This is a genomic window from Natronoarchaeum rubrum (assembly GCF_024494695.1).
Map to the genome: position 1 here is coordinate 1 of NZ_JANHDP010000001.1, position 26,919 is coordinate 26,919.

Genomic DNA, 26,919 nt, shown 5'->3' on the forward strand with positions numbered 1-26,919 from the left:
AGGCAACGAGACGTTGAGTCCGCGAGCACTAATCAAGATCGCCACACAGTCATACCGCATTGGCTCAGTTTCGAGACGACGATCGTCGTCTTCGATGATTGAGTCCAGGCGTTAACTGGATCGCACGTACACTAACATCGTCTTTCCGATGGTTGGTACCATCGTCGGCGGTTCGATTCCGCTGGTCGGCGTTAAGGCGGCCACAGCGGTGAGGTAACACCCGTACCCATCCCGAACACGGAAGTTAAGCTCACCCACGTGGCAGCAAGTACTGGAGTGCGCGAGCCTCTGGGAACACTGCCTCGCCGCCTGCCACTCATACTCACCCCCACGAGCACCGCGCTCGTGGGGGTTCTTTCATTTCGAACGCGCAGCGACCGCACAGCGACTGCGCCGTCCACAGCGCGTTTTTGTACTACAGTTTCAGCCGTCCGGATTCTAAAGCGTCGCCGCGATCGGCTTCGGATCGACAAGGCAGGCCCACTGCGACTGGGTCGCCCCGTCGGACGTGACGCCGACGCGCGCCGCGACGTAGGCAGTCCCCGGTGCATCCAGTGTTCTCGCCGAGCCGCAGTCGTCGCAGCAGACGCCGTCGACCGACCAGTGGCGACGCTCGTTCGTCAGTCGGACGACGATCGGCGCGCCTTCACGAAGCGTGTCACTACAGTCGTCGCAGTCGGCGTGCGCGCCGTCGTCGATTTGGAGTCCCGTCGCCAGTTGAGTCAGCGTCGCGCGCACGGGGATCATTCGGTTGCCACCCGCTCCTCGCGCGCGCGTTGTGGCGACGGTGGACAAAAGACCGGCCATCGCGACGTTCGACAAAAGGCGGGCCGATACACGACCGGTCGGCTGCCGCTCGCCAGTGGAGTGGATGTCATCGCCGGGCACTCGCCGCCCGATCGCACGAAAACCTGTGGCCCGTCAGAGCCGGTAGGGGTCCTCGTCGCGCTCGTACTGATCGCGCTCGACGGCCCGAAGCGTGTCGGGATCGAGCTCGACCAGGTGACAGAGCGGGTTCCCGGGGTAGACCACCGGATTTTCGAGGACGCCGACGAGTAGCCCGGTGAAGGGCGCTTCGACGATCTCTGAGTCGGTCTTGAACGGGTTCGTGATCGAACAGATCGTCTCCCCTTCGTGGACGAGCGCGCCGCGATCGTGGTGCATGTCGACGATGCCGCCGACGTCGGCGCGGAGCCACGTCTTTTCCTGATCGTCGGTGATGATCGTCCGCCAGCCGGGCCAGTGGACGGTACTCCCGGTGAACAGCCCATACTCCGCGAGGACGCTGACGACGCCGTCGAGCGCGCGGTCGATCAGCCCGCGCTGGAAGCGGTGGGCTTCGCCCATCTCGACGGTGATCGTCGGGACGCCCGCGTCGGTCGCCTCCCGTCGGAGGGTGCCGCTCGGCCCCTCGCCGGCGAGGATCACATTCGAACTGAACGCCTGAGCGAGCCGAGCCGCCTCTTCGTCATCCATGTTCGCCCGGGCGTGGAGCATGTTCGTGCGCCCGCGCGTGGACGTGTGAAAGTCGAGGCCGAAGTCACAGGGTTCGATGAAGTTCGAGAAGATGCGGTGGGCCATCCGTTTGGCGCTCGTCGAACTCTCGCTGCCCGGGAACGAGCGGTTGAGGTCGCGGTCGTAGATCGGGAGATATCGCTGCTGGGCGAGGAATGCGGGGACGTTCAATACCGGCAGGCAGACGAGCGTCCCGTGGAGCACGTCGTGATTCCAGTCGTGAGCGACCTCGCGGACGACCTCGATCCCGTTGAGCTCGTCGCCGTGAGTCGCCGCCGTGAGAAACGCCGTCGGGCCGGGGTGGGGCCCGTTGATGATCGTCACGGGGAGCCGCACCGGATCGCCGAGATACGTCTCGCTGACCGGGAACCGGACGTTCACGCGTTCGCCGGGCTCGACGACGCCGGAGTCGTAGACGAACGCCTCGTTCTCCGCGTCCGGATCGTCGGCGTCGGCCGGTCCCTCCTGTTCGCTCATACGTGTGCTATCTGCCGGCACAGGCTCATAAATCAGTCCCTCGGCGCCGCGAGTACGGATAACGTTTTCACGCACTCCCCGCTTGTCTTAGGTAATGGCCGATGCCGGCGATCTAACCGTGGGAGTACTGAGCCTGCACAACAGCAAGGAGACGAAAGCGATTCTCAACGCGGCCGAAGCGCTGGGATACGACACGGAGTGGTTACGCGCGGAGAACACCTCTATCAGCATCGAGGACGGCGAGTTGACGATCGAACCGGCCGTCGACGTCGTCGCGAACCGGCTGTTGCTCTCGAACACCGCCCAGCCCGCTGAGGAACTCGGGCTCGCCAACGTGTTCGCTCGCTCGAAGCCGATGCTGAACGCGCCGCAGGCGACGCTGACGGCGATGCACAAGTTCGCCGCCGCCACCGCGCTGGCCGAGGCGGATGTCCCGGTTCCCGACGCGCTGCTGGCGCTGGGCAGTGACACACTGAACCGTCGACGCGGCGAGTTCGGCCAGGAGGCCGTCTACAAGACCGCGATCGGCACGCACGGCGGCGGGACGTGGAAGGTTGGCCCTGACGAGTCGGTCAACGCGATGGTGGGCAACCGGTACGCGTTCCTGCAGGATCTCGTCGAGCGGGAGGGCGAGCACCACCGCGACCTGCGGGTGTACGTCGTCGGCGACGAGATTCTGGGCGCGATGCACCGCTACGCGCCCGAGGGCGACTGGCGGACGAACGTCTCGCTGGGCGGCGACGTGCGCGACGCCTCCGACCAGCTAACCGACGACGTCCGCCAGATGGCCACCGCGGCGACCGAGGCGATGGGACTGGACTACGCCGGCGTCGACATCATCGAGGGCGACGACGGCTGGTACGTGCTGGAGGTCAACCCCACTGCGGGGTTCAAGGGGTTTTTCGAGGCCACTGGTCGCTCTCCCGCACCCTTCATCGCCGGGCTGGCCGCCGACAGCGTCGGCGCGGACGTCGACCGCGAGCGCGTCGAGGAGTTGTCGCACACGCTCGACGACTCGGTGCCTGCGGCCCGCCCGCAGCCCTCACCCGAGGTGCCCGGGGACGCGGCGTCGATCGGGTACACCGAGGAAGTGATGGTCAGCGGGACGAGCGACTCCAAGACTGTCGTCGCCAAGTCCGACACCGGCGCGACCCGGACCAGCATCGACACCAGCCTTGCGGCCGATGTCGGCGCCGGGCCGATCAAGAGCAAGATGCGCGTCCGATCGGGTAGTTCGAAACGGAGCAAGGTTCGCCCGATCGTCGACATCGTCATCGGCGTCGGCGGGCATCGACACACCGTCGCTGCGAACGTCGAGGACAGGAGCCACATGGACTACCCGCTGTTGCTGGGTCGGGACATCCTCGAGCATTACCACGTCGACGTCGGTCGGCGGGCCGATGCCGACACCGACGAGACGGAACTCGAAGAGTAGTCGCGTCGGCGTCTCGCAGACCGAGTTTCGGTCGGCGCCGGCCGGAGTGCGCTCGGCGTCCGGCGGCATCCAAATGGTTAGGTCAAGTGCTTACGCCCTTTCGTTCCCTCCGTACGCACACAGAGACGAGCACAGCGTTTCCGATCACTACGCCGCCCTCCCAACCATGACAGAAACACAGACCACGGTCGAGCGCCAGCGCGCCGTCTCGAACCGAGAGCAAACGAGCGATCGAGAGGAGAGCGAAGACCAGCAGCTGTGCCCCGAGTGCGGCGGCCGGCTCGAGTCGGACACCGAACACGGCGAGACGATCTGTACCGAGTGCGGACTGGTCGTCGAGGAAGACGAGATCGACCGCGGGCCCGAGTGGCGCGCGTTCGACGCCGCCGAGAAGGACTCGAAGAGCCGCGTCGGCGCCCCGACGACGAAGATGATGCACGACGACGGCCTCTCGACGAACATCGGCTGGCAGGACAAAGACGCCTACGGCAACACCCTCAGCTCCAGCCAGCGCGAGAAGATGCAGCGCCTGCGCACCTGGAACGAGCGCTTCCGCACGCGCGACTCCAAGGAGCGCAACCTCAAGCAGGCGCTCGGTGAGATCGACCGCATGGCGTCCGCGCTCGGCCTCCCCGAGGACATCCGCGAGACCGCCAGCGTGATCTACCGCCGCGCGCTCGACGAGGACCTCCTCCCCGGGCGCTCCATCGAGGGCGTCTCGACGGCCAGCGTCTACGCCGCAGCACGCCAGACCGGAACGCCCCGATCGATCGACGAGGTCGCGCAGGTCTCCCGCATCGACGAGATGGAGTTCAAGCGCACCTACCGCTACATCGTCCGCGAACTCAATCTCGAAATCCAGCCCGCCGACCCCGTACAGTACGTCGGGCGCTTCGCCTCGGAACTCGACCTCTCCGACGAGTCCGAACAGCGCGCCCGCGAACTGCTCCGCACGGCGAAGGAGGAAGGCCTCCACTCCGGCAAGAGTCCGGTCGGGCTGGCGGCCGCCGCGGTGTACGCCGCCCCGCTGCTGTGCAACGAGGAGATCACCCAGTCCCAGGTCTCTGAGGTCACCGACATCTCCGAGGTCACCATCCGCAACCGCTACAAGGAACTGCTCGAAGCCAAAGGCGTCACGGCCGTCTGAGTCTCAATCGTCCTCGTACTCCAGCCAGACGTACCGCGTCGCGACCGACCGGTACGGACGCCACGCTTCGGCGATCGACCGCATCTCGCTACGATCCATCGTCGCGTCGCCCGCTCCGTAGAGTTGATCGATGCCGCGCCGAACGGCAAGATCGCCCAGCGGGAGGACGTCCTCCCGCCCGAGCGCGAAGATGAGGTACATCCGGGCAGTCCACTCGCCGACGCCGCGGATCTCGGTCAGCAGGTCGATGACTTCGTCGTCCGCGCGCTCGGCAAGCGCCGCGCGGGTCAGATCGCGGTCCTGAAACGCCAGCGCGCAGTTCCTGACGTACTCGATCTTCGAGTTGCTCAGTCCGGCGTCCCGCAGCGCTCCCTCGTCGGCGGCCAGCACGGCGTCGGGCGTGATCGGCTTGCCGATCAGTTCGAACGCGCGCTCGCGAACGGCGCGGGCCGACGCCGTCGACAGCTGCTGGTTGACGATCGAGACGATCAGGCGGCGAAACTCGCTGTCGGCCGGCGCGAGGTCGACCGGCCCGTGGCGGTCGATCAACTCGGCCATCACGCGGTCGTCGCGGAGAACGGATTCGGCGTCGTCGAAGACTGCTCGCTCGGACACGCCGGAGAGTTAGAGCGGACGGCAAAGGGTGTTACGAGATAGAGGTGTAGCGTCGGACGGATGTTGGGGTTCCAGCTCTTACCCGGATCGCATAATACAAGATATTAAATAATTCCCGGAGTATGAAGTGGATAGCATGGATCAGCACGAGTTCCAGCAGTTAGCGAATCTGATGCAGGCAAAGTTCTATCACGGTCTCTTTACCGGTGCGGCGGTGATCCTTTTTATTGCGTTCGTAGCACTGAACTTCCACGTGAACCCGATTGTACTCAAAGCTATCACCGAGTCCTCTTCGGACATTCCTCTCACCCTGATCGAGTTGAGCGACCTGTTGCTGAAACTTCAGGACTGGTCGCTTTACGGGAGTGTTGCGCTGTTTACCGTCTCGCTGTTGTTCGCCTACCGATCGGACGAACTCGATCAGTGGATGGTACGACAGCCCCGGTAAGCCAGTGCTCGGTGTACTTTAGAACCCCTTCCCGAGCAGCTCTCGGGCGATGATGTTCTTCTGGATCTCGGTGGTCCCCTCGTAGATCTGGGTGATTTTGGCGTCCCGGTAGAGCCGTTCGACGTCGAAGTCGTTGACGTAGCCGGCGCCGCCGTGGATCTGGACCGCTTCGTCGGCGACCTCGACCGCCACGTTCGACGCGTACTCCTTGGCCATCGAGGCCAGCGCGGTGAGCTGGTCGTCCTCGTTCGCGACGCTCCAGGCCGACTTGTAGGTGAGCTGGCGGGCGGCTTCGGTCTTGGTGTGCATCTCCGCGAGCTTGTGCTGGATCGCCTGGAACTCGCTGATCGACTGGCCGAACTGCTCGCGGTCCTGGGCGTACTCCAGGGCGCGCTCGCAGGCGCCCTTGGCGATGCCGACGCCCTGGGCGGCGACCATCGTGCGCGTCTCGTCGAAGAAGTTCATCAGCTGGAGGAAGCCGGCGCCGCGCGTGCCGATCAGGTTCTCTTCGGGGACGCGCACGTCGTCGAAGATCAGCTCGGCGGTGTCGGATGCACGGATGCCGAGTTTCCCGGTGATCTTGTCGGCTTCGAAGCCGTCGCGATCGGACTCGACGAGGATCTGGGAGAAGCCCGAGTAGCGGTCGTCGACGTCGTCGGTCTTGCACATCACGACGTAGTAGTCGCCGATCGAGCCGTTGGTGATCCACATCTTGTTGCCGTTGATCACCCACTCGTCGCCGTCCTTGTCGGCCTCGGTGGAAACGCTGGAGACGTCCGAGCCGGTGTCGGGTTCGCTGATCGCCGCGCCCATGATCGCCTCGCCGTTCGCGATCGGTTCGAGGAATCGCTCCTTCTGATCCTCGGTGCCGTACTCCATGAGCGAGTCGGCGCCGAAGGCCGCGCTCGTGATGCAGAGGCCGATCCCGGGGTCGACGGCGAACAGTTCCTCGGTGATCAACGACATCTCGAGTGGCGTGTAGCCCGCGCCGCCGTACTCGACGGGAATGTGCGCGCCCGTCAGGCCCATCTTCGCCGCCTCGTCCATCACGTCGTGCGGGAACTTCTCGTCGACGTCGTGTTCGGTCGCGACGGGTTCGATCTCGTTCTCGGCGAACCGCCGGACCTCGTCGCGGATCGCTCGTTGCTCTTCTGATAGTCCGAAGTCCATGCTACACAGTTCCATACTGAACGATAAATATCTTTGTAACCCGATGTAAACCGAAACTGAGTTTCAAAGCGAACCGAGGGAAACGTTAAAACGGCTGCCTGTTGAGTGTGCACGCATGGAGTTGGACGATATCAACACTGTAGCAGTTCTCGGCGCGGGGAACATGGGCCACGGCATCGCGGAAGTCGCCGCGCTGGCGGGCTACGACGTCAACCTCCGGGACATCAAAGAGGAGTTCGTACAGAACGGCTACGAGCAGATCGAGTGGAGCCTGAACAAGCTCGAGGAGAAAGACCAGATCGGCGAGGGCGAAGCCGCCGAGACGCTCGGCCGCGTGACGCCGCTGGTCGACGTCGGCGAGGCAGTCGCCGACGCCGACGTCGTGATCGAGGCCGTCCCCGAGAAGATGGACATCAAGAAGGACGTCTACCAGGAGGTCGAGGAGCACGCCGCCGACGAGGCGATCTTCGCGACCAACACCTCCTCGCTGTCGATCACCGAGCTCTCGGAGGTCACCGACCGGAAAGAGACGTTCTGCGGGATGCACTTTTTCAATCCGCCGGTGCGGATGCAGCTCGTCGAGGTCATCTCCGGCGCCCACACCGACGAGGCGACGCTCGACGTGATCGAGGAGCTCGCCGAGGACTTCGGCAAGACGCCCGTGCGCGTCCACAAGGACTCGCCCGGTTTCATCGTCAACCGCATCCTCGTCCCGCTGATGAACGAGGCGTGCTGGCTCGTCCACGAGGGCGAAGCCACCATCGCAGAGGTCGACAGCACCACGAAGTACGACATGGGCCTGCCGATGGGGAGCTTCGAGCTGGGCGACCAGGTCGGTAACGACGTGAGCTACCACGTGCTGGAGTACATGCACGAGGAACTGGGCGACGCCTACGAGCCCTGTCCGCTCCTCGAGGAGAAAGTCGAGAACGACGAGCTCGGCAAGAAGACCGGCAAGGGCTTTTACGACTACGAGGACGGCGACGGCGCCGACGTCCCGACCGACGAGGGCAGCGAGTTCGTCGCCGATCGCCTGACCGCCGTGATGGCCAACGAGACCGCCCACCTGATCGGCGGCGACGTCGCCGGCCCCGACGCCATCGACGAGGCCGTCCAGCTCGGCGCCGGCTTCCCCGACGGTCCCGCCAAGCTCGCCGACGACGCCGGGCTCGACCACCTGCTGGACGTGCTCAAATCGGCCCACGAGGAGACGGGTGCCGAGCGCTACGCGCCCGCGGACTACTTCTCCCAGGCCGCCGAGCAGGGCGGCTTCCACGGCGGCGGCGACGCCGACGGCGGGGCGCGCTACGACTTCGACACGATTCGCGTCGAGAAGCCCGGCGAGATGGTCGGCAAACTCGTGCTCGACCGTCCCCACCGGATGAACACGATCAGCGGCGAGTTGCTCGACGAACTCGGCGAGGCGATCGACCTACTCGAGGACGACGAGGACGTCCGCTCGATCCTGCTGGTCGGCGAGGGCGAGAAGGCGTTCTCTGCGGGTGCCGACGTCCAGAGCATGGCTAGCGGCGCCGACCCCATCCAGGCGGTCGAGCTCTCCCGGAACGGCCAACAGACGTTCGGCAAGCTTCAGGAGTGTGACCTCCCGGTCGTCGCCGGCATCGACGGGTTCTGCCTCGGCGGCGGCATGGAGATGGCGACCTGCGCCGACATGCGTGTCGCCTCCGAGCGCTCCGAGCTCGGACAGCCCGAACACAACCTCGGTCTCCTGCCCGGCTGGGGCGGCACCCAGCGGCTCCAGCGCATCGTCGGCGAGGGCCGCGCCAAGGAGATCATCTTCACCGCCGAGCGGTTCGACCCCGAGACGATGGCCGACTACGGCTTCGTCAACGAGGTCGTCGCGAACGACGAGCTGCAGGACCGGGCGTTCGAGCTCGCGGCCGACCTCGCAGCGGGGCCGCCGATCGCCCAGCGCTACACCAAGCGCGCCATGGAGAAAGGCTGGGAGAACGCCGACGCCGGCCTCGAGATCGAGGCGCAGGCGTTCGGCCAGCTGATGCAGACCGACGATCTCATGGAAGGAATCACCGCCTTCATGGGTGACGACGACCCCGAGTTCGAGGGCAAGTAACTCCCGATTTCGGGGACAAGTAGACGTGCGGCGTCCGACCGGGATTCCGGTGGTTCTTTGATCCGCGGTCGGAAATTCGGCGTCGATGAGCGCGAACGCGACGGTGACTGCGAGCGACTTCTGGAACTCACTGCGGGGCGTCGGACGCCTCGTGTACGACGAGATCATCCCTGTCTCTATCATCAGCCTCGCCGCCACCGTGCTCGCGGTTCCGCTGCTGACGATCGGCCCGATCTGTATCGCCGCCGTCGCCACGATGACCGAGATCGCGGAGCGTCGCGGGTCCGCGCGGGCGCGTTCCGAACGCGAGCGCGCTCGGACGTTCCCGGCCGCCATTCGACGGTACTTCCGACCGGGGCTCCCGTTCTCCGTGTTGATCTGCTTTACCGTGCTGAATCTCGTCACGTACGTGCTCCTCGCGACTGCGAACGGCTCGGTGGTGTTCTGGCTCGGCGCCGCGCTCGCGCTGTACACGCTGATCGCCGTGGTCGCGCTGACGTTTCGGGCGGGCAGTCTCCTCGTCCGTGCCGAGGAGCCGCCCGGAACGAGAGCGCTCATTTCCGAGGCCGTCGACGTCTGGCTTCGCAGCCCGTGGTACTCGCTGCTTCACCTGCTCGTCGCCGGAATGGTGTTCGTCGTCATGCTGCTGGTGACGCCCGCTGCGATGCTACTGCTCGCCGGAACGCTCGCGGCGCTCGAAGTCGTCGTCTTCGCCGATCTCGCCGGCGACGGTGCCGGACAATTCTTCGAGCAGTCCGAGGAATGATGTATTCATTCCTACACGATATCGGATTCACACAGCCGCGGCATTTATCACGGATTACTACCATCGCCCTAAAGTGAGCGTGCAGTTCGACCGACGCCCGGAATTACACAGACTATGTCCGATCAACCCGTGGAAATACTCGTCGTAGACGACGAATCGAGGCTGGCAGATCTCTTCGCGGCCTGGCTGACGAGCGACTGGTCCGTCGAGACCGCATACGACGGGGAGAGTGCGCTAGAGCAGATGCAAGAATCCGTCGAGATCGTCCTGCTTGACCGCCGGATGCCCGGTCTCTCGGGCGACGAAGTCCTCTCGAAGATCAGGGACCGCGGCTACGATTGTCGCGTCGTCATGGTCACGGCGGTCGACCCCGACTTCGACATCATCGAGATGGGGTTCGACGACTACCTCGTCAAGCCCGTCTCGAAGGACGAACTGCTGGACGTCGTCGAGCGCGTACAGACTCGTTCGGCTTACGAGGCCGACATCCAGCGGTACTACTCGCTCGTCTCGAAGAAGTCGCTGCTCGAAGCCGAGAAATCCGACCGTGCGCTCGAAGATAGCGAGGAGTACGCCGAACTCTGCGAGCAGGTCGACTCGCTCCGCGGCCAGGTCGACGACACGGTGTCCGGGCTTTCGGATCACGACGACTTCGTCGGCGCGTTTCAGGATCTTCCGGGCGAGCAGTGATACTGCGCGGACGATCGCTCTCCTTCTGACAGCCCCAGCAACTACGCTGCGATCCGACGGGCGTCACCGATCTTCTCTCCAGCCACTGCTCGTCACCGTCTCGCTTTGATCGTTCTGTGCAGGCTGCGTCTACTGCTCCGCCCGTAGAAGATTCTTCCGCAAGTTTATAACTGAAGGCATCATTATTGCCTCTCTAACGAGATGAAATTTGCTAGAGTGCTACTACTTGCGCTCGTCGCAACCGGTCCGCTGACGACGGTCGTGCTCGCGACACCCGCGTCGTCGGCATCAGTCGACCGCGACGACGCCCCGTTCGCCGAGGCCGGCCTCGATCAGGAATCGACTGTTGGCGACCGTGTACTCCTCGACGGTGGCGGTTCGCGCGCGGCGTCGAGCGATATCGTCGAGTACGAGTGGACGATCACCGGACCGAACGGGAGCACGGTTCGGCCGTCCTGCGCAACGTGCGTCCGGACGGCGTTCGTCCCGAATAGGCCAGGACGGCACGCCGTCACGCTGACAGTCACCGACGCGGACGGGCGGACCAACTCCGATACGATGTACGTCGAAGCCGACGCGGCTGCCATTCCGGGTGTCTCCATCTCGGGGCCACGTCGCATCGCCAGCGATCGACCTGCCGAATTCACAGCGACGTTCCGCCCGGGCGATGTCGAACTGAGCCACGTCGTCTGGACCATCGACGGGTCGCCGGTCGAAAACGCAACGATCAATCGCAACCGCAACGCATCGCTGGAGCGTACCTTCTCCAGCCCGGGAACTGTTCGCGTAAACGCGACCGTCCACGATAGGATCGGACGCGAACGCACCGCGACGCGGCGCGTGGTAGTTGCGAGTCCCTCTTCCCCGAGTCCCTCCGCGCCTACTCCGTCGCTTTCCGTTCAGGGCCCCCAGCTACTGACCGGTGATGCTCCCTTCGAGGGGACGTACGGGCTCGACGGTGCGGATGTCGACGACGTCGAGTCAGTGTCGTGGCACGACGATGACGGCAGTCGCGGCTCCGGCGTCACTCTCGACACGGAGTGGGAAGCAGGCACTCACGAGCTCACTGCGCTGGCCGACGTCGGCGACGACACGTACAGTGCGTCGTTCGAAAACGGCACGAGCGTCGTCGTCGATCCTCGTCCGGAGGTTTCGCTGACGATGTCGCAGACCGACGGAACGCTCTCCGGATCCGTTGATGCTACTGATGAGTTCGGGAATCTCGACTCTGTGGAGTTGTTCGTCGACGACGAGCGGGTTCGTGAGTGGGCGCCAGCGAATGGGGAGGTGTTCGACACCTCGTTTTCGGTTGATTTGGATAGTGGCCAGAACTCGAATCGCGTTCGGGTCGTCGTGACTGACCGACGAGGGCAATCGGCTGCCGACACTAACCGAGCGGGTGAGCCGGATTTGGTGCGCTCAGGCTTCGTGAACGGGCCAGTGGACTCGTATCACGAGCGCTTGGATCCTGAGCGGTATACGGCTATTCACAAGACAGTGATTGATTTGAACGGCGTGGATCCGGGCGCCGTTTCGCCCGAGCTTGTTCCTTCTGGAGATGATCCTGAGCTTCAAAAAATCAAAGCTGATGAGCGAAAATATGACACTAAGACTGATGTGCTAACGATAACTTCATACTGGGCTGGAAAAGCACCCGAGGAATATAAGATATATATGAAGTCTGATGTTCTAGGTGATAGTAGGGGTGAATTCAGGGTCACAAATAGTGATCCCGAGCCCCGAATCGAAGTGATTGACGAAGGAGAGGATTCCGAAAACAAGGGATATCGGCTCCTCATTGATGTGAGTGACTCTTTTGATCCGGACGGCGGGCCACTGAATTTCCGGGCCCAAGACCGGGATCGGAGACCTGATGATCCCGACCTAATTGGTCTCGAATTTAGCGATACGCCCGGACTAGTGATAACGGACGGGGATGGTAACTCAGTTGACCTCTCTTCCGAGCTATACGATTACTGGAGCCCTGAGTTCAAAAAAGTCGAAGAGGTCTCTGAAGGACCGTACAAGCCAGACGATACGATACGTTTCAAAGTCAAAACCGAGACGTTCCATCTTGCTGATCGGGACTACGATCCGTCACTGGAATTACGAGTAAAAGGGGGCGAGGGAGAAGTGACTGAGTGGAGACCGGTTTCTCACGATGCGGATGCCGGCCCCGATCCGAATCTCCACGAGATTAGACATCCCCAGTATGTCGGTACTGTCGAGGTTGACGCCAGATCCTATCTCAATCCCGAGGCTCCCTTTCTCGTGATCGCTAACGTCAAGCAAACGAGTTGGGAACGGCTTCCATCGGTGGATGTCTTCGAAGAAGATCGACTTGAGCGGAATAACGCCTCTATCTCATCTATCGAATACACACAAAAGGAAATAATTGAAAGAACCGTAACATCGCAGGCGGAACGATATCGACACGAGGCGAAAGGTTATCGCGTCGAAGACAGTTCAAAGACCCTCGAAACAATTACGATCGAGAAGCGGCGATCAAAACCCCCAGAAGTGGTGGACACTCGAACTTTCTCGTCCAAAACGATGAGGAAACTGTTCCTCTCTACTCATCCCAATTGGTCCCCAAGTGGTACTACAGTAGAAACACGAGAAATAGAGATCAACAGGTGGTTGGGTGCTCCACGGTCTGCCGGCAGGTACACCGGGGAAAAGAGAGTTAAGAGAATATGTTCGGGTTCCGGCGCATTCATGCGAGCCGGGAGGTGTGTGCCGATCGAATCGACAGAGACAGTAACGCAATATTTACATATATTCCATGGGGAAAAAGATAAAACAATGTATCTGGCTGAGAAAAGCGAGACTCGTACTTACTGGGAACCCATTGGGGCCGTCACAACACCACAGGAAGCTTCCATTTGGACGGAACAGTCGGGCATCAGAGTTGGTTCACAGACGTATTCCAAAGAATGGAAAATGGTGAAAAGAACCGGTAGTACGATTGTATCGGATTCTTACAGCGATGCATCGGATGTCGTCAGAACTTCTGCTACCGTAGAATATGATCGTCAGTATTCGTTGCGCGGAGGAGCAAACGTATACGACAAGTCTACTCCTCATGAGAAAACGGTGACTGTTGATCAAATAAGTGGGACCATCTCGTTTGAAGGATTCAAGTCCAAAAGAGAGATAATCAAATCTGTTGAGTCAGGAGCACGGATTTCTAAATCTAGCTGTTCTATAGATGGCAGCATAGGGTGTTAGTGTATATGAATAAAATCACACATATGATTGTGTCCTTTATTATTCTAATATGTGTGTTCACGAGTTGTGTTCCTACTGGAGGGGCCCCAACTAATCTACTAGAAGAGACGGAAATAGTTGATTCTACTCAAGACACTAGTAATGGATATGACATTAATGTCAGAATATATTCTAATCATAGTGTATATGTAAAATACGAAAGAGTGGGTGAACCTATGTTTAGACCTTCTGTTTCCTTCGTTATAGACGAATATCATGAAAGTCGTGAAGGTCCAAAGTTGAATAACAGTGAGCATTGGTCCACCAAGATGGATTTGTCTAGAAGATATAACGTTTCTAAAGATTTTCATAATGTGGATATATATACCCTTGGAGACGATCTGAACCAAACCCTGGAGAGAGAGTACAACCTCGAAGATCCAGATATACCTGCCGCCCGAATTCAGGATGTCGAAGTTGTCGAGACGACGTACAACGGCGAGCCCACTGCAGCGGTTGACGTGGTCTTCGAAAATCCGTCTCCCCGAGCATATGGCGGGTACGTCTACGCCCATACTCTCCAAACAATTTCGGCGCGAGACGTAGCACTAGTACCAGTTAACGAAAACACCACGGTCTCTCGTATCCACCTCCGCGAAGGTCCGGACGAGGTCGTAGAAGGCGAACTCCGCATGACGACGGCACGCCTCGACGAGGACAAAGGACTCAGAGACCAGGTCTGGTTCCGGGGCACTGCCGACGGCGAGACGGAGTGGCAACGAGAGCCGTACGAGCCGGTCGGATATCGAAACAGCGAGGATCCCTACAGGTACGACACCGACGAAGGATTTCTCGAATCAAGGGGTCTCTCACCGAAACACGCAGCAGCCGGAGCTGCCCTCGGGATCGGATTTCTGGTCTTCCTGTTCCGTGGTCGCAGCAAGTGGTGACGAGTCACTCCCCCTGTTTATCCCCAATCGCCGCTTCGGACATCCCGTACAGGAGGTAGTACGCCAGCACTCCAGAGAACATGAACAGGTAGTACGCCCACTGCGGACCGTCGACCAGGTCGAACAGGATTGAGACGATCGTCACCCACGCGATGGCGAAGGCCAGATCTGTCAGTACCTCCCAACGGTTCTCGCCGAAGTAGTCGGCGATCCGATCGAGTTGGCTCATCGCTCGTTCCTCGGTGTTGCGACGCCCGCCGCTCGGTCGATACGCGCCTTACCGACATGGTAGCTCTGCCAAGCGATCACAAAGTCCACGGTCATCCCTGCCAAGGGGTACGCCCAGCAGGGCAAAAAAGCTGCGGCACGGTCGTGTCTCTCGTGCTGCGAGCAGAAGGCGTATCATTGCGGCGTCCCGACGTTCGCATATGCGACGGCGAGATGCACTGAAGGCGGGCGCTGTCATCGGCGGAGTAGCCGTCACCGGTTGTCTCGACGTTTTCGAGACGGAATCGGTCTGGCGAAACGCTCCGCTGGTGGATGACCGGCCCGACGCCGTGTACATGCCGGCCGGTCGCGAGGCGATGGCTACGTACGGCAGCGCGCGCGCCGGACAGTACGCCGTCGCGCTACAGTACACGTTTCCACACCGATTCTGGACCGTTTCGGGGACCTCGACGAACAGAGTCGAAGTCGGCGAGGAGGACTCCCTGCATCTCATGGCGACGATCTGGGACGCCGAAACGGGCGTCGTGTTGCCCGTCGAGCCCGGACTGAAACTTCGACACGGCGGAGAGATCGCGGCGTCGCGGACGCTCTGGACGATGCTCTCACAGCGGATGGGATTCCACTACGGAGATAATCTCTCCCTCGACGATGAGGGAGCCTATGTCGCCGAGATCAGGCTTCCTCCGGTCGGTGCCGGCGCTGTCGGCGAGCTGTCCGGACAGTTCCAGTCAGCCGAGACCGTCGAGATCGAGTTCGAGTACGATACCGACGACATCTACGATCTCGAGTACACCCAAATCGACGAGTCGCGGCGCGGCACCCGAGACGCCGTTTCGCTCATGCGACACGGGGGTGGTGCCATCGAGGGCGCCGCCGATCCGATCCCGACGGTGCCTGCGCCGCAGGAGCTCCCCGGACAATCGCTCGGAACGGCGACGAGCGGCGACGCCGAGCTCGCCGCGACGCTGCTGCCAGCTGGTTCGCGATTCGCCGAGGACCGGCAGTATCTGCTCGTCTCACCGCGGACGCCGTACAATTCGATTCCGATCCCGCAGATGGGCCTGTCCGCGACCGTCAGACGAGACCAAACTGACGAAACGGTGTACGACGACCGGCTGTACGCGGCTGTCGACGGCAGTGTCGGACTCCACTACGGCGCCGCCGTCGAGGGGGTACAGCAGGGAGACGCCGTCACGGTCACTGTCGACACCCCTCCCCAGGCGTCGCGCCACGACGGGTACGAGACGGCGTTCTTCGGGATGCAGCCGATGGAGTTCACCGTCGGCGAGTAGGAGATCGACGCCGCTGCGACAGGGGAAGTGGCGATTCGGTTGTGGCAAGTAATCGGGTCGCGAAAGAACGCTGTTCGTAAGCGTACGTCTTCGTAAGGAGTGATTTGCGGTCGATCTCCTCGCCGCCCCCGACATCGCGGTGACGCCTAAGCCCAGCCCAGCGCAGGGTACGGAGACGTTGCGAACGGCGGGTCGTCAGACAACGTCACCTTTGCGCGGATACTCCTGCAATTACAAACCGTGGCGGGGTCCGCACTCTCTCCCGACGCATGAAGGTCACGTACCTGCAGTCGGCCGCGATACTGGTCGAAGACGAGGAGCGGTCGGTGCTCTGTGACCCCTGGTTGCTCGATGGAGCGTACTACGGCTCGTGGTGTCACTACCCGCCGCCGGATTACGAACCGGCGGACTTCCACGACGTCGATTACATCTACATCTCCCACGTCCACCCGGATCACTTCCACCCCGAGTCGATGCGCCGACTCGACACGGACACGCCGGTCGTCATCCACGACTACCGATGGGATTATCTCAAGGACGCCATCGAGGAGCTCGGGTTCGAGGTTATCGAGTTGCCACACGGCGAGCCGTTCGATCTCGGCGGCGACTGGCACATCAACGTGTTCGCCGCCGACGGCTGCGACCCGGAGGCCTGCGGCAACTTCTTCGGTTGCACGTGGTACGACGACGAGGCCGAGACGCCCGGCTCGACGCAGGTCGATTCGATGGCCGTGATCGACAACGGCGAGCACACGCTGGTCAACACCAACGACTGTCCCTTCGAGATGGCCAAGCCGACGTTCGAGAAAATACGGGCGGCGTACGGAGACGTCGACGTGCTCTGCCACCAGTACAGCGCCGCACAGTTCTACCCGCAGGCGATGATCGACTACTCCCACGAGGAAAAAAAGGAGGCCGCCCGCGAGGTGATCCTGGAGAAACACCAGCTTGCCGAGCGATTCGTCGACCTGTTCGAGCCCGACTACTACATGCCGTTCGCCGGCGAGTACGTGCTCGCCGGGTCGCTGGCTCACCTCAACGAGTACACCGCGAACCCGCCCCGCGCGGAGGCGTACGACTACTTCACGAGCAACATCGATCCGGACGAGCACCAGTGCGTGTTCCTCAACACCGGCGAGTATCTCGACGTGGAAGACGGGAGCGTCTCCCAGCCGTTCCAGCCGCCGGACCCCGAGGAGAAAGAGGAGTACATCCAGGAGGTGCTGGCCGAGCGAGAGTTCGACTACGAGGCCGATCCGACGCCGACGCTGCAGGAGCTCCAGTCCTACGTGCCGGAGGCGTACGAGAGCTTGGAGGACAAGCGCGAGACGATCGGCTTCGAGTCGCCCACGCGGGTGTTGCTCCCGCTGGTCGACGACGTAACCCTCGAACTCACTCTCGACGGCGACGGGTTCCGGTATCACGCCGATCGCGACGTCAACCTCGACGAGTACGATCGATACGTGAAGATGGTGTTGGATCCGCGCCTCCTGCGCCGGATCTTCGAGGGGCCCCACGAAGCCTACTGGGCCGACGCGAAGATCGGCTCGCACATCGGTATCGGGAAAGACCCCGACGTCTACGAGCGGGGACTGTACAACTGCATGAGTGCGTTCCACACCTGAGGACCCCGGCCGGTCGCTAACAGCCCTCTCCCCGCCGTTTGCGGCCCGAGCGACTTGCAAAGCGTTTTACACGGTCGCCGTCAAACGCCGATACTAATGACTACCGACGAGGCGAACGGCGGGGACGGGCAGCAACAGCCCCCCGTCGTCTACGATCTCGGTGCGGACTGTACGCCCGACGACGTCGAGGAGGGGGTTCCCTACCTCGGAACGGTCAACGGCGTCGTCGATTACGGCGTGTTCGTCGATCTCTCGGAGTTCGTCTCCGGACTCGTCCACGAATCCAACCTCAGCGGCGAGTACGATGTCGGCGACGAGTTCGTCGTCGAACTCGACGAAGTGCGAGCGAACGGCGATATCGCGTTCGAGGAGGTCTCCCTCGACGAGTACGACGTCGAGAGCGTCTCCCACGACTACGATCTCGGCGACGTTTCCTCGCTGACCGAGATCCTCGGCGAGACGGTCCATCTCGAAGGACAGGTCGTCCAGATCAAACAGACCGGCGGCCCGACGCTGTTCCACGTCCGCGACGAGACCGGCGTCGTCCCCTGCGCGATCTTCGAGGAGGCGGGCGTCCGGGCGCGTCCCGACGTCGACGTCGACGACTACGTGCGCGTCACCGGCGAACCCGAGCGTCGCGAAGACGCCGTTCAGATCGAAGCGGATTCGCTGACCGTCCTCGCAGGTGAAGACGCGAACGCCGTCGAGCAGCGTCTCGACGCCGCGATCGAGGAGCGCGCCGCGCCGCGGGACGTCGATCCGCTCGTCGAGTGGCCCGCCTTCGAGAAGCTCCGGGGCGACCTGGAGTCGGTCGCGCGCCTGCTCCGCCGGACGGTGCTGGAGGGGCGCCCGATCCGCATCCGGCATCACGCCGACGGCGACGGGATGTGCGCGAGCGTTCCGGTCGAGCTCGCCCTGGAGCGGTTCATCGACGAGGTCCACGAGGACCCCGACGCCAAACGGCACCTGTTCAAGCGCCTGCCGAGCAAGGCGCCGTTCTACGAGATGGAAGACGCCACCCGCGATCTCAACTTCGCGCTGGAGGATCGCGAGCGTCACGGCCAGAAGCTGCCGCTCCTCCTGATGCTGGACAACGGCAGCACCGAGGAGGACACGCCGGCCTACGAGACGCTGCGTCACTACGACATCCCGATCGTCGTCGTCGACCACCACCATCCTGATCCCGAGGCGGTCGAGTCGCTGCTGACCGAGCACGTCAACCCCTACCTCTACGACGAGGATTACCGGATCACGACGGGCATGATGTGCGTCGAACTCGCGCGCATGATCTACCCCGGCATGACCGACGAGCTCCGTCACGTCCCCGCGGTTGCGGGCATCTCGGATCGTTCGGAAGCCGACGCGATGGAGGACTACCTCGAACTCGCCCACGAGGAGGGGTACGACGAGCAGGATCTCAAGGACGTGGGCGAGGCGCTGGACTACGCCGCTCACTGGCTCCGCTACAACTCCGGGCAGCACCTCATCAACGACGTGCTGGACGTCGGCGACGACGGCGACGAGAATCGCCACCGCGAACTCGTCGACACGCTCGCCGAGAAGTCCCGGCGCGACGTTGAGGACCAGCTCGACGCCGTACTCCCCCACGTCGAACACGAGGAGCTCTCGAACGGCGCGCATCTCTACCAGATCGACGTCGAAAACTCCGCGCACCGCTTCACCTATCCGGCGCCGGGCAACACGACCGGCGCGGTCCACGACCGCAAGGTCGAGGAGACGGGCGACCCCGTGATCACGATCGGCTACGGTCCGGACTTCGCCGTCCTCCGGAGCGACGGTGTCCGCCTCGACATCCCGACGATGGTCACCGAGCTCGACGAGGAGATCGTCGGCGGCGGCATCAGCGGCGGCGGCCACCTCGTCGTCGGCTCGATCAAGTACGTCAAGGGCCGCCGCGAGGAGGTGCTGGACTCGCTGATCGAGAAGATGGCCGAGGCCGACATCGACGAGGAGCTGGGCAGCACGAGCTCGCCGGTCTGACCAAGCGTCGGCATCATTTCGCTGCGGGTTCTCGCTACTCGAACGCCACCCGCCGACGAGCGGCGGCGACGGCGCCGAGAGCCCCGACCACCAGCGCGACGCCGAGGCCGACTGGAAGCCGCTCGATGCCGCCGCGCCAGTCGGCTCTGAACAGACGCGCGTAGTACTCGCCGGCCTCCTGGCCCTCGACGATCACCGCTACCTCGCGGTTCTCCCGGAGCGAGTTGGTGTTCCAGTTGATGCTCCCGATCACCGCCGCTTCCTCGTCGACGACGACGCCCTTGGCGTGGATCTTCTCGTAGCGCCCGCGTGGCTCCGCCAGCCTGACGCGCAGATCCAGATCCTCGTCCGCGGCCCGACGTTCGAGCCAGTCGGCGAGCTTGCGGTTCTCCTCCTCGGCGTACCAGGCGCTCGACAGCAGGATCTTCACCGAGACGCCCCTGCGCGCGGCGTCGATCGTGGCGTCCAGCAGCGGGTTGTCGCGGCCGCCGATCGACACTTGCTGGATCAGGATCGACTCGTTGGCGCTCTCCAGCAGGGTCACGAGCTCCGACTCGGCGTTGTCGGGAGCGGTGACGAGCCGGACCGACTCGGCGTCCATCCGCTCGGGTGCGATCCGCCGGGGGAACGTCCCGTTCGCCGGTGGGGCCGTCTCGGGTTCGATCTCGTTCCGGTGTTCGGACCACGGAACGGCGTCGCGCCAACCCACGTCGGCTTCGAACACCTCGCGTAGCGCTGCCGCCGTCTCGCTCCCGTGGACGACGACGCCCCAGCCCCGGCTGGAGTGGCCGCCCGTCCCCGCCGGCTTCCAGTTCTCCGTCGTGACGAGCGCCTCGTCGTCGATCACCGCGTACTTTGGGTGGTGGTAGCGGTAGCGTGCGTGCTCGCCCCCGATCGCAAAGACGTCGACGCCCGCCTCGTCGAGGCGATCGAGGACTCTCACCTGTCGATCGGTGATGCCGCCGACCGGCGCGTCGTCGACCGCAATCTCGACGCGGACGCCCCGTTCGTGTGCGTCGATCAAGGCGTCTGCAACCCGCCGATCGGCGAACGTGTAGCCCGCGAGCAGCACGCGCTCCTCGGCGCGCTCGATACGTTCGACCGGGAGGCCGGGGGCGTCCGGCAGCGCGAACGCCGTCACTGCGTCGGGACTGGAGGTCGCCGGCTCGAAGTCAGTCGCACCCAGCGGCGTCCAGGTGCCGTTCGCCGCCGCGGTCGCGTCGGCGTCCGCGGCGCTGCGATCGTCGGTGTGGCGACCGTCGGCGTCGCGGCTGGGCTGCCACAGTTCGCCTTCGGGAGCGCTGTCGTAGGCCGCGGCGTCGACGAGCGTCCCGTTGTGCCGAAGCGCGACGCGTTCGCCGCCGTTGGCGAGTCGCAGGCGTCCCGACAGCGCCGTCACCGCGTCGCCGGTCGCGTTCTCGGCGACGGCGGGATCGACGCTCGCGGCGACGGTTCCCTGCACCGTCTCGTTCGGCAGGTACGCCAGATCGCGGTCGCCGTCGCCGAGCGTCCAGCCGGTCAGGTTCGTGGCCGCGGGGACCTCGATGACGACGTACTCGCCGGCGTCGCCGTCCGCGATCGGGTTCGGGTAGAGGCCGACGATCCGGGGCCGATCGCTGCCGTTTGCCTCGCGGTCGGCGTCGCTGCCGTTTGCCTCGCGGTCGGCGTCGCTGTCGTTGACCGCGTGGAGCGTGGGCTGTTCGATCGGGTCGCTCGACGCCGCCGGCGCCGCGGCGTCCGCGAGGGCCGGCGAGCCTGCGGCTGTCGCGACGAGCGCGAGTGCGAGCAGCGACGCGACGGCGAGCGAGCGCCCGTGTGACACGGATGCTCTCGCCGCGTGTTCCTACAAGAAGGTGTGGCTCAGGTGGTTGCAGAATGTGGGGTCGCAGTGGCGGCGTACGATTCGTCTCCCGAACTATTCGAGCGCTTCGGGCGGGCCGCCGGGCAGTTCGTCGCGGTCGTGGGGCGCGTCGAAGTCCGGTTCGGAACCGACCGGAACCTTGCCGCCGGGGTTGAGGTCGCGGTGGCTCTCGTAGTAGTGGTGCTTGATGTGGTCCATCCGCACCGTCTCGGCGACGCCCGGGAGTTGGTAGAGTTCTTTCAGGTAGTTCCAGAGGTTCGGATAGTCGGCGATCCGCGCGACGTTGCACTTGAAGTGCGTGTGGTACACCTCGTCGAAGCGGATCAGCGTCGTGAACATCGCCACGTCGGCCTCCGTCAGGACGTCGCCGGCGAGGTAGCGCTGGTCGGCGAGCACGTCGTCCCAGTGATCGAGCGCGCCGAACAGGTCGTCGATCGCGTTCTCGTACGCCTCCTGTGAGGTCGCGAAGCCCGCCCGGTAGACGCCGTTGTTGATCGGGTCGTAGATCTCGTCGATGAGCCGGTCGACCTCGTCGCGGTAGCCTTCGGGGTAGAGGTCCACGTCTTTGGTGCCGACGTCGTGCATCGCGACGTCGAGCATCCGCATGATCTCCTCGGACTCGTTGTTCACGATGGTCTCGCGCTCTTTGTCCCAGAGCACCGGCACGGTGACGCGCCCGGTGAAATCAGGGTCGGCTGCAGTGTACACGTCGCGGAGCTTGTCGGCGTCGTTGACGGTGTCGGGCGTGCAGCCGTCCTTTTCGGGCGCGAACTCCCAGCCGTCGACGCGCCGGACCGGGTCGACCACGTCGACCGTGATGGCGTCCTCCAACCCCTTGAGCGCCCGCGTGACGAGCGTCCGGTGGGCCCAGGGACACGCCCAGCTAACGTAGAGATGATATCGCCCCGCCTCGGCGGGGTATCGCGCGTCGGGATCGGCCTCGATGCGGTCCCGGAACGACGTCTCCTGACGCTGGAACTCACCGGAGTCGTCGGTCGCCCTGTACGCGTTCCGCCGCCACTGCCCGTCGACCAGCGAGTGCATGCCGAACCGTTGCTCGCGAAGCCGTTAATACCCGTTGCCGGCGGTCAGTTCGCCCGGGATCGCGTACTTCTCGCGTTTCTTTCTCTGCCTATATCTGGTGCTGGAACGTATATTACTAGATAAATTAGAGTATCAAAGCAGGACAAAAAGAGATAATACGGATGGAGAAGAACGAGAAAATATGAACGCGTTCAAACTCCCGATCAAGCTGCTTCAGCTGTTCAGTTTCAAGTCGCTCGTCGGGGTCCTGCTGCTCGTGGTGCCGTTGCTCGGGTTGCTACTGGTCGCCGGGCTGTAAGCTCGGCTTACTCCGCGGCCCACTCGTCCTGAAACATCGCGCGGAGTCCCGCCCGCTCCGCGAGCCGGTCGATCGCCGCCTTCGCGACGCCGACCGGAACTCGCGCGTCGAGATGCCAGCCGTTCGAGAGTTCTATCGTCGCGTTCGCTACCGCGTCTTCTCTGAGCACCGCGTGGTCACCCTCCGGCCTCCACGGGGGCGATATCGATCCGGTCACCTCGTCGGCGGGAGCATCCCGTCCGTCGGCTGCGCCCCGTTCGAGCAGGTACTCGATCGCCTGCGCGGTTGTCATCGCGGCGCGCGCGTGGCCGACCGCCCACACCGACGTGCGACCGCCGAACAGTCGTACGACGTACTGGCCGTCCTCGGCTACCGCGGCGCCCAGCGCGTTCGCGGGAACGTCCGCCCCGGTCGCCGCGCGCTCGTGCTCGGCCTCCGCCGGCTCGGGTGCCGATCCGTCGTCGCTGGCGGTCCCGGCGACCGCTTCGAGCGCTCGCTCGGATTCGTCGTCGAGGACGGTCTCGGCGCTTCTCGCCGTCCCGGCTTCGGCATCGACTGCCGGTTCGTTCCCGGCGTTTGACTCAGGCCGGGTTTCGGCGTCGTGTTCGGTCGCCGATTCGTCGGCTGCTGTGGCTCCGGCGTCTCGCTCTTCGTCGGCGTCTCGCTCCTCGTCGGCGTCGCTCACTCCGTCTCGTTCTTCCTCGGGCTCGTCGCCCCGGAGCGACGCGATTAGGTCCTCGACGAACCGCTCGCTTTCGGCGCGAAGCCGGTCGGCGACGTCGTCGCCCGCGGTCGCGACGAGCCGGTCGTGGACGTCAGCGATCACGATCTCGCGGTCGGCGTCGAGCGCGTCGGCCGCCTCGCGACGCTGGCGTCGCCCGTTCCGGACCGATTGCTCGACCGCCTCGCGGGCGTAGTGGCTCACGTCGGCGGCGTGCTCGGGGAGCTCTGCTAATCGGCACTCGAAGCGATCGAGCGAGGGCGCCGCCCCGTCGCTGCCGTCGACCGCGACGAACGCGAACTCGCGGCCGTTCGTGAGGATGCCGCGGTCGACGCCGGAGGCCAGCAGCGTCCGGCCGAGGCGCTCGACCTGCTCGCGCTCCAGATCCGCGCCGCAGGCGCTCGTCTCGACGAGGACGGCGGGGTCGTCCGCGACCAGCAGCGCGAAGTCGACCGTGGCCGAGCCCTCGGGCGTCGGAACGTCGCGATCGGCTGCGATCTGGTGCAGTTCCCAGCCAAGCGCGGTCAGGAACGGCTGGACGAGCCGGATCTGGGTGTTGCGCTCGGAGAGCTCCGGCGAGGTTGCGACGAGCTCCCGCGACCGGTCGACGTACGAGCGAAGCGCTCCCGTATCCATCGGCCGATCGTTCGTGCGGGGAGGATTAGTAACTGCTGGCGCGCGATCCTCGGCAACCGTCAGGCAGGCGCGGGCGCCTCGGCGTGCGAGAGGTACGCCGCCATGTCGGTGGTCGTGATCATGCCGATGACGCCCTCTTCGTCGTCGACGACCGGCATGTGGTGAAAGCCGTGTTCGACCATCTGGTCGGCCACGTCGTGGATCGAGTCGCCGGCCGCGGCGGTCGTAACGTCCGTGCTCATGTACCGCTCGACGGTGGTCTCGGCTTTCGGCTTGCTCTTTGCGACGATATCGACGAAGTCGGTCGTCGTGAGGATTCCCAGCAGGGCGTTGTCCTCGCCGACGACGACGAGCGAACCGATCTCGTTGTCCTGCATCCGGCCTGCGGCGTCCTCGACCAGCGTGTCGGGCGTAACCGTCTCGACGGGGGTCGACATGAGTCGTCCTACGAAGATGTCGTCAGTGGTCATTGGTGTCTCGTAGCATAGCCGTGCGGGGGGTATAAGTATGTCGCATGCGGATCCACGAAATCGACCTCCCGCGCCGGCGTCGTTTTCGACGAACGCCGAATTCGACCCGACGGAGGCCAGTCGACGCCGGAATCGGCGGGTGGAACCGACGGAGCCGTCCGCTCCGAACCGCCGAGAGCGGCGCGAGCGATCGGGAACGGTAGTTCTTTTAGGCGCCGAAGCCACCCGACAACCATGGTGAGGCTCGGACTCGTGGTCGCGGAGTTCAACGCTCCGGTGACCGATGAGATGGCTGGGGCGGCTCGCGAAGCGGCCGCCGAGCGTGACGCCGAGATCGTCGCCGAGGCGTCGGTGCCCGGCGCGTACGACGCGCCGCTGGCGGCCGACCGACTCGCGCGCCGCGAGGACGTCGACGCCGTGGCGGCGCTCGGTGCCATCATCACCGGCGACACCGACCACGATCGGGTGATCGCCGACGCGGCGGCTCGACAGCTCTCAGAGGTGAGCCTCGACCGGGACAAACCCGTCACCCTGGGGATCATCGGTCCCGGGATGAGCGCCGACGAGGCCCGAGCCCGTACCGACAAGGGAGCAGCGGCGGTAAACAGCGCGATCGACCTCGTAACCGAACTGGAGGAACTATAGATGGACTTCGCAGACAGAGTGCAACGAGTGGAACCGAGCGCGACGCTCGCGATCAGCAACCTCGCCTCCGAGCTGGAAGCCGAGGGCGCTGACGTGGTCGACCTGAGCGTCGGCGAACCCGACTTCCCGACGCCCGAGAACGTCGTCGAAGCCGGGAAGGCGGCGTTGGACGCCGGCCACACCGGCTACACGTCTTCCAATGGCATCCCCGAACTCAAGGACGCGATCGTCGAGAAGCTCCACGGCGACGGCCTCGACTTCTACGGCGAGGACAACATCATCGTCACGCCCGGCGCAAAGCAGGCGCTGTACGAGACGATCCAGTCGCTGATCGACGACGGCGACGAGGTCGTCCTGCTGGACCCCGCGTGGGTGTCCTACGAGGCGATGGTGAAGATGGCGGGCGGCGAGCTGACCCGCGTCGACACCTCCGAGTACGACTTCGATCTCGAACCCGCGCTGGACGATCTCGAAGCGGCGGTCTCCGACGAGACGGAGCTGCTCGTCGTCAACTCGCCGGGCAACCCGACCGGCTCGGTGTACTCCGACGAAGCCATCGAAGGCGTCCGCGATCTCGCCGTCGAGCACGACGTCACCGTGATCAGCGACGAGATCTACAAGGAGATCACCTACGACGCCGAGCCGACGAGCCTCGGTACCCTCGAAGGGATGGCCGAGCGCACCGTCACGATCAACGGCTTCTCGAAGGCCTACTCGATGACGGGCTGGCGGCTGGGCTACATCGCCGCGCCCGAGGAACTGATCGACCAGGCCGGCAAGCTCCACTCGCACTCGGTGTCGTGTGCCGTGAACTTCGTCCAGCACGCCGGCGTCGAGGCCCTCGAAAACACCGACGACGCTGTCGACGAGATGGTCGAGGCGTTCCAGGAACGCCGCGATTTCCTGATCGACCTGCTCGCCGAGCGCGGCGTCGACGTCGCCGAGCCCTCCGGCGCGTTCTACATGATGGTCCCGGTCGACGACGACGATCAAGCGTGGTGCGAGGGCGCCATCGAGGACGCCCACGTCGCGACCGTTCCGGGCAGCGCGTTCGGCACGCCCGGCTACGCGCGCATCTCCTACGCCAACAGCAAGGAGCGCATCGAGGAGGCCGTCGAGCGCCTCGACGACGAAGGCTACTTCTAACCCCGGCTGGCCGTTTCGACGCTTACTCGGTCGAGTACGCGTCCCGATACTCGTTTTCCGTGCGCATCAGCTCCTCGACGCCGTGTTCCAGTATCGCTTTTCCGAGCCCCGTCGCCCGATAGTACGAGTACAGGCCGTCGCTGTCCGGCGTCTTGCGCTTTCGGTTCTGGACCAGGCCGACGTCGACGAGTTCGTCGAGGTGGTAGTGCAGATTGTTCGCGGCGATCCCGACCGCGTCTTCGAGCTCGTTCGCGCTCAGGTCGCCCCGGTGTTTCAGCGCGTACAGGATGCGAAAGCGCGATGGATTCCCGATCGCTTGCTGCATGTCGAGATACTCCTCGAAGCTCAACACGCTCTGCTCGGGGAGCAAGTCTTCCGGGTCCTCGGGCGGCGCTCGATCGTCGACCGGGTCGCTCGTCGCCATCAGGTCGTACGTG

Annotated in this window: 23 protein-coding genes and 1 rRNA gene; 14 read left to right on the plus strand and 10 right to left on the minus strand. The window is 64.0% G+C overall.

The window, feature by feature from the left end; translation table 11 throughout:
* Window positions 1-192 precede the first annotated feature (192 nt).
* Window positions 193-314 (plus strand): 5S ribosomal RNA (rrf, locus tag NO931_RS00005).
* A gap of 124 nt (window positions 315-438) precedes the next feature.
* Here the strand turns inward: rrf and NO931_RS00010 are convergent.
* Complete coding sequence (locus NO931_RS00010) at window positions 439-747, minus strand: DUF8112 family protein (protein WP_256390565.1); 309 nt, start codon at window positions 745-747, stop codon at window positions 439-441.
* A gap of 174 nt (window positions 748-921) precedes the next feature.
* Complete coding sequence (locus tag NO931_RS00015) at window positions 922-1,992, minus strand: succinylglutamate desuccinylase/aspartoacylase family protein (RefSeq protein ID WP_256390566.1); 1,071 nt, start codon at window positions 1,990-1,992, stop codon at window positions 922-924.
* Window positions 1,993-2,086: 94 nt separating this feature from the next.
* Between NO931_RS00015 and NO931_RS00020 the strand changes: the two genes are divergently transcribed.
* Entirely contained in the window at window positions 2,087-3,427 is a 1,341-nt protein-coding gene (locus NO931_RS00020) for a RimK family alpha-L-glutamate ligase (RefSeq protein ID WP_256390567.1), read from the plus strand.
* A 166-nt stretch (window positions 3,428-3,593) separates the two neighbouring features.
* The gene (locus NO931_RS00025; RefSeq protein ID WP_256390568.1) at window positions 3,594-4,574 is read left to right on the plus strand and encodes a transcription initiation factor IIB; all 981 of its coding nucleotides are present in this window, start codon (window positions 3,594-3,596) and stop codon (window positions 4,572-4,574) included.
* Between the two features lie 3 nt (window positions 4,575-4,577).
* Here the strand turns inward: NO931_RS00025 and NO931_RS00030 are convergent, their stop codons facing one another.
* Window positions 4,578-5,132, minus strand: a complete 555-nt coding sequence (locus NO931_RS00030) for a DNA-3-methyladenine glycosylase family protein (RefSeq protein WP_256391374.1) — start codon at window positions 5,130-5,132, stop codon at window positions 4,578-4,580.
* Window positions 5,133-5,325: 193 nt separating this feature from the next.
* Here NO931_RS00030 and NO931_RS00035 point away from each other — a divergent pair, with 193 nt between their 5' ends.
* Window positions 5,326-5,637 (plus strand): hypothetical protein, encoded by a 312-nt coding sequence (locus NO931_RS00035; RefSeq protein ID WP_256390569.1) that lies wholly within the window; start codon window positions 5,326-5,328, stop codon window positions 5,635-5,637.
* Between the two features lie 18 nt (window positions 5,638-5,655).
* Here NO931_RS00035 and NO931_RS00040 read toward each other — a convergent pair whose 3' ends face one another.
* A complete protein-coding gene (locus NO931_RS00040) occupies window positions 5,656-6,807 on the minus strand; it encodes an acyl-CoA dehydrogenase family protein (protein WP_256390570.1) in 1,152 nt (383 codons plus the stop codon).
* A gap of 115 nt (window positions 6,808-6,922) precedes the next feature.
* On the opposite strand from NO931_RS00040, the gene NO931_RS00045 reads away from it, so the two are divergent.
* The 5 genes from NO931_RS00045 (at window position 6,923) to NO931_RS00065 (ending at window position 14,515) form a co-directional block, all read left to right on the plus strand.
* Window positions 6,923-8,899, plus strand: a complete 1,977-nt coding sequence (locus tag NO931_RS00045) for a 3-hydroxyacyl-CoA dehydrogenase/enoyl-CoA hydratase family protein (RefSeq protein WP_256390571.1) — start codon at window positions 6,923-6,925, stop codon at window positions 8,897-8,899.
* 85 nt (window positions 8,900-8,984) lie between these two features.
* Window positions 8,985-9,665, plus strand: coding sequence for a hypothetical protein (locus tag NO931_RS00050; protein ID WP_256390572.1), 681 nt, complete (start codon window positions 8,985-8,987; stop codon window positions 9,663-9,665).
* A 114-nt stretch (window positions 9,666-9,779) separates the two neighbouring features.
* Window positions 9,780-10,355: a HalX domain-containing protein gene (locus NO931_RS00055; RefSeq protein ID WP_256390573.1), complete on the plus strand. Its 576-nt coding sequence runs from the start codon at window positions 9,780-9,782 to the stop codon at window positions 10,353-10,355.
* Between the two features lie 201 nt (window positions 10,356-10,556).
* A complete protein-coding gene (locus NO931_RS00060) occupies window positions 10,557-13,586 on the plus strand; it encodes a PKD domain-containing protein (RefSeq protein ID WP_256390574.1) in 3,030 nt (1,009 codons plus the stop codon).
* Window positions 13,587-13,894: 308 nt separating this feature from the next.
* Window positions 13,895-14,515: a hypothetical protein gene (locus tag NO931_RS00065; RefSeq protein ID WP_256390575.1), complete on the plus strand. Its 621-nt coding sequence runs from the start codon at window positions 13,895-13,897 to the stop codon at window positions 14,513-14,515.
* 4 nt (window positions 14,516-14,519) lie between these two features.
* Here the strand turns inward: NO931_RS00065 and NO931_RS00070 are convergent, their stop codons facing one another.
* Complete coding sequence (locus tag NO931_RS00070) at window positions 14,520-14,744, minus strand: DUF8119 family protein (protein WP_256390576.1); 225 nt, start codon at window positions 14,742-14,744, stop codon at window positions 14,520-14,522.
* Window positions 14,745-14,943: 199 nt separating this feature from the next.
* Here NO931_RS00070 and NO931_RS00075 point away from each other — a divergent pair, with 199 nt between their 5' ends.
* The 3 genes from NO931_RS00075 to han all read left to right on the plus strand — a co-directional run bounded on the left by NO931_RS00075 (window position 14,944) and on the right by han (window position 19,661).
* Window positions 14,944-16,035, plus strand: coding sequence for a DUF7350 domain-containing protein (locus NO931_RS00075; protein ID WP_256390577.1), 1,092 nt, complete (start codon window positions 14,944-14,946; stop codon window positions 16,033-16,035).
* Window positions 16,036-16,304: 269 nt separating this feature from the next.
* Window positions 16,305-17,660, plus strand: a complete 1,356-nt coding sequence (locus NO931_RS00080) for an MBL fold metallo-hydrolase (RefSeq protein WP_256390578.1) — start codon at window positions 16,305-16,307, stop codon at window positions 17,658-17,660.
* Between the two features lie 96 nt (window positions 17,661-17,756).
* Window positions 17,757-19,661, plus strand: coding sequence for a Hef-associated nuclease (gene han / locus NO931_RS00085; RefSeq protein WP_256390579.1), 1,905 nt, complete (start codon window positions 17,757-17,759; stop codon window positions 19,659-19,661).
* 34 nt (window positions 19,662-19,695) lie between these two features.
* On the opposite strand, the gene NO931_RS00090 is transcribed toward han, so the two are convergent.
* The 4 genes from NO931_RS00090 to NO931_RS00105 all read right to left on the minus strand — a co-directional run bounded on the left by NO931_RS00090 (window position 19,696) and on the right by NO931_RS00105 (window position 24,691).
* Window positions 19,696-21,483, minus strand: coding sequence for a phospholipase D-like domain-containing protein (locus NO931_RS00090; RefSeq protein WP_256390580.1), 1,788 nt, complete (start codon window positions 21,481-21,483; stop codon window positions 19,696-19,698).
* Window positions 21,484-21,576: 93 nt separating this feature from the next.
* Complete coding sequence (locus tag NO931_RS00095; RefSeq protein WP_256390581.1) at window positions 21,577-22,566, minus strand: glutathione S-transferase family protein; 990 nt, start codon at window positions 22,564-22,566, stop codon at window positions 21,577-21,579.
* Window positions 22,567-22,871: 305 nt separating this feature from the next.
* Complete coding sequence (locus tag NO931_RS00100; protein WP_256390582.1) at window positions 22,872-24,221, minus strand: type I restriction enzyme HsdR N-terminal domain-containing protein; 1,350 nt, start codon at window positions 24,219-24,221, stop codon at window positions 22,872-22,874.
* 59 nt (window positions 24,222-24,280) lie between these two features.
* On the minus strand, window positions 24,281-24,691 hold the full coding sequence (locus NO931_RS00105; RefSeq protein ID WP_256390583.1) for a CBS domain-containing protein: 411 nt from the start codon (window positions 24,689-24,691) through the stop codon (window positions 24,281-24,283).
* A 234-nt stretch (window positions 24,692-24,925) separates the two neighbouring features.
* Between NO931_RS00105 and ribH the strand changes: the two genes are divergently transcribed.
* On the plus strand, window positions 24,926-25,336 hold the full coding sequence (gene ribH / locus NO931_RS00110) for a 6,7-dimethyl-8-ribityllumazine synthase (protein ID WP_256390584.1): 411 nt from the start codon (window positions 24,926-24,928) through the stop codon (window positions 25,334-25,336).
* Window positions 25,337-26,482 carry a pyridoxal phosphate-dependent aminotransferase gene (locus NO931_RS00115; RefSeq protein ID WP_256390585.1) on the plus strand — a complete coding sequence of 382 codons (1,146 nt, stop codon included), beginning with the start codon at window positions 25,337-25,339 and terminating at the stop codon, window positions 26,480-26,482.
* Between the two features lie 22 nt (window positions 26,483-26,504).
* Here NO931_RS00115 and NO931_RS00120 read toward each other — a convergent pair whose 3' ends face one another.
* A complete protein-coding gene (locus NO931_RS00120; protein WP_256390586.1) occupies window positions 26,505-26,906 on the minus strand; it encodes an ArsR/SmtB family transcription factor in 402 nt (133 codons plus the stop codon).
* Window positions 26,907-26,919 lie beyond the last annotated feature (13 nt).

Coding starts and splice junctions, on each gene's coding strand:
- NO931_RS00095 (WP_256390581.1), bottom strand. CDS start 22,566: ATGCACTCGCTGGTCGACGGGCAGTGGCGGCGGAACGCGTACAGGGCG.
- NO931_RS00050 (WP_256390572.1), top strand. CDS start 8,985: ATGAGCGCGAACGCGACGGTGACTGCGAGCGACTTCTGGAACTCACTG.
- NO931_RS00120 (WP_256390586.1), bottom strand. CDS start 26,906: ATGGCGACGAGCGACCCGGTCGACGATCGAGCGCCGCCCGAGGACCCG.
- NO931_RS00115 (WP_256390585.1), top strand. CDS start 25,337: ATGGACTTCGCAGACAGAGTGCAACGAGTGGAACCGAGCGCGACGCTC.
- han (WP_256390579.1), top strand. CDS start 17,757: ATGACTACCGACGAGGCGAACGGCGGGGACGGGCAGCAACAGCCCCCC.
- NO931_RS00070 (WP_256390576.1), bottom strand. CDS start 14,744: ATGAGCCAACTCGATCGGATCGCCGACTACTTCGGCGAGAACCGTTGG.
- NO931_RS00065 (WP_256390575.1), top strand. CDS start 13,895: ATGGATTTGTCTAGAAGATATAACGTTTCTAAAGATTTTCATAATGTG.
- NO931_RS00040 (WP_256390570.1), bottom strand. CDS start 6,807: ATGGACTTCGGACTATCAGAAGAGCAACGAGCGATCCGCGACGAGGTC.
- NO931_RS00025 (WP_256390568.1), top strand. CDS start 3,594: ATGACAGAAACACAGACCACGGTCGAGCGCCAGCGCGCCGTCTCGAAC.
- NO931_RS00020 (WP_256390567.1), top strand. CDS start 2,087: ATGGCCGATGCCGGCGATCTAACCGTGGGAGTACTGAGCCTGCACAAC.
- NO931_RS00045 (WP_256390571.1), top strand. CDS start 6,923: ATGGAGTTGGACGATATCAACACTGTAGCAGTTCTCGGCGCGGGGAAC.
- NO931_RS00015 (WP_256390566.1), bottom strand. CDS start 1,992: ATGAGCGAACAGGAGGGACCGGCCGACGCCGACGATCCGGACGCGGAG.
- NO931_RS00030 (WP_256391374.1), bottom strand. CDS start 5,132: ATGGCCGAGTTGATCGACCGCCACGGGCCGGTCGACCTCGCGCCGGCC.
- NO931_RS00035 (WP_256390569.1), top strand. CDS start 5,326: ATGGATCAGCACGAGTTCCAGCAGTTAGCGAATCTGATGCAGGCAAAG.
- ribH (WP_256390584.1), top strand. CDS start 24,926: ATGGTGAGGCTCGGACTCGTGGTCGCGGAGTTCAACGCTCCGGTGACC.
- NO931_RS00100 (WP_256390582.1), bottom strand. CDS start 24,221: ATGGATACGGGAGCGCTTCGCTCGTACGTCGACCGGTCGCGGGAGCTC.
- NO931_RS00080 (WP_256390578.1), top strand. CDS start 16,305: ATGAAGGTCACGTACCTGCAGTCGGCCGCGATACTGGTCGAAGACGAG.
- NO931_RS00060 (WP_256390574.1), top strand. CDS start 10,557: ATGAAATTTGCTAGAGTGCTACTACTTGCGCTCGTCGCAACCGGTCCG.
- NO931_RS00055 (WP_256390573.1), top strand. CDS start 9,780: ATGTCCGATCAACCCGTGGAAATACTCGTCGTAGACGACGAATCGAGG.
- NO931_RS00010 (WP_256390565.1), bottom strand. CDS start 747: ATGATCCCCGTGCGCGCGACGCTGACTCAACTGGCGACGGGACTCCAA.
- NO931_RS00075 (WP_256390577.1), top strand. CDS start 14,944: ATGCGACGGCGAGATGCACTGAAGGCGGGCGCTGTCATCGGCGGAGTA.
- NO931_RS00105 (WP_256390583.1), bottom strand. CDS start 24,691: ATGACCACTGACGACATCTTCGTAGGACGACTCATGTCGACCCCCGTC.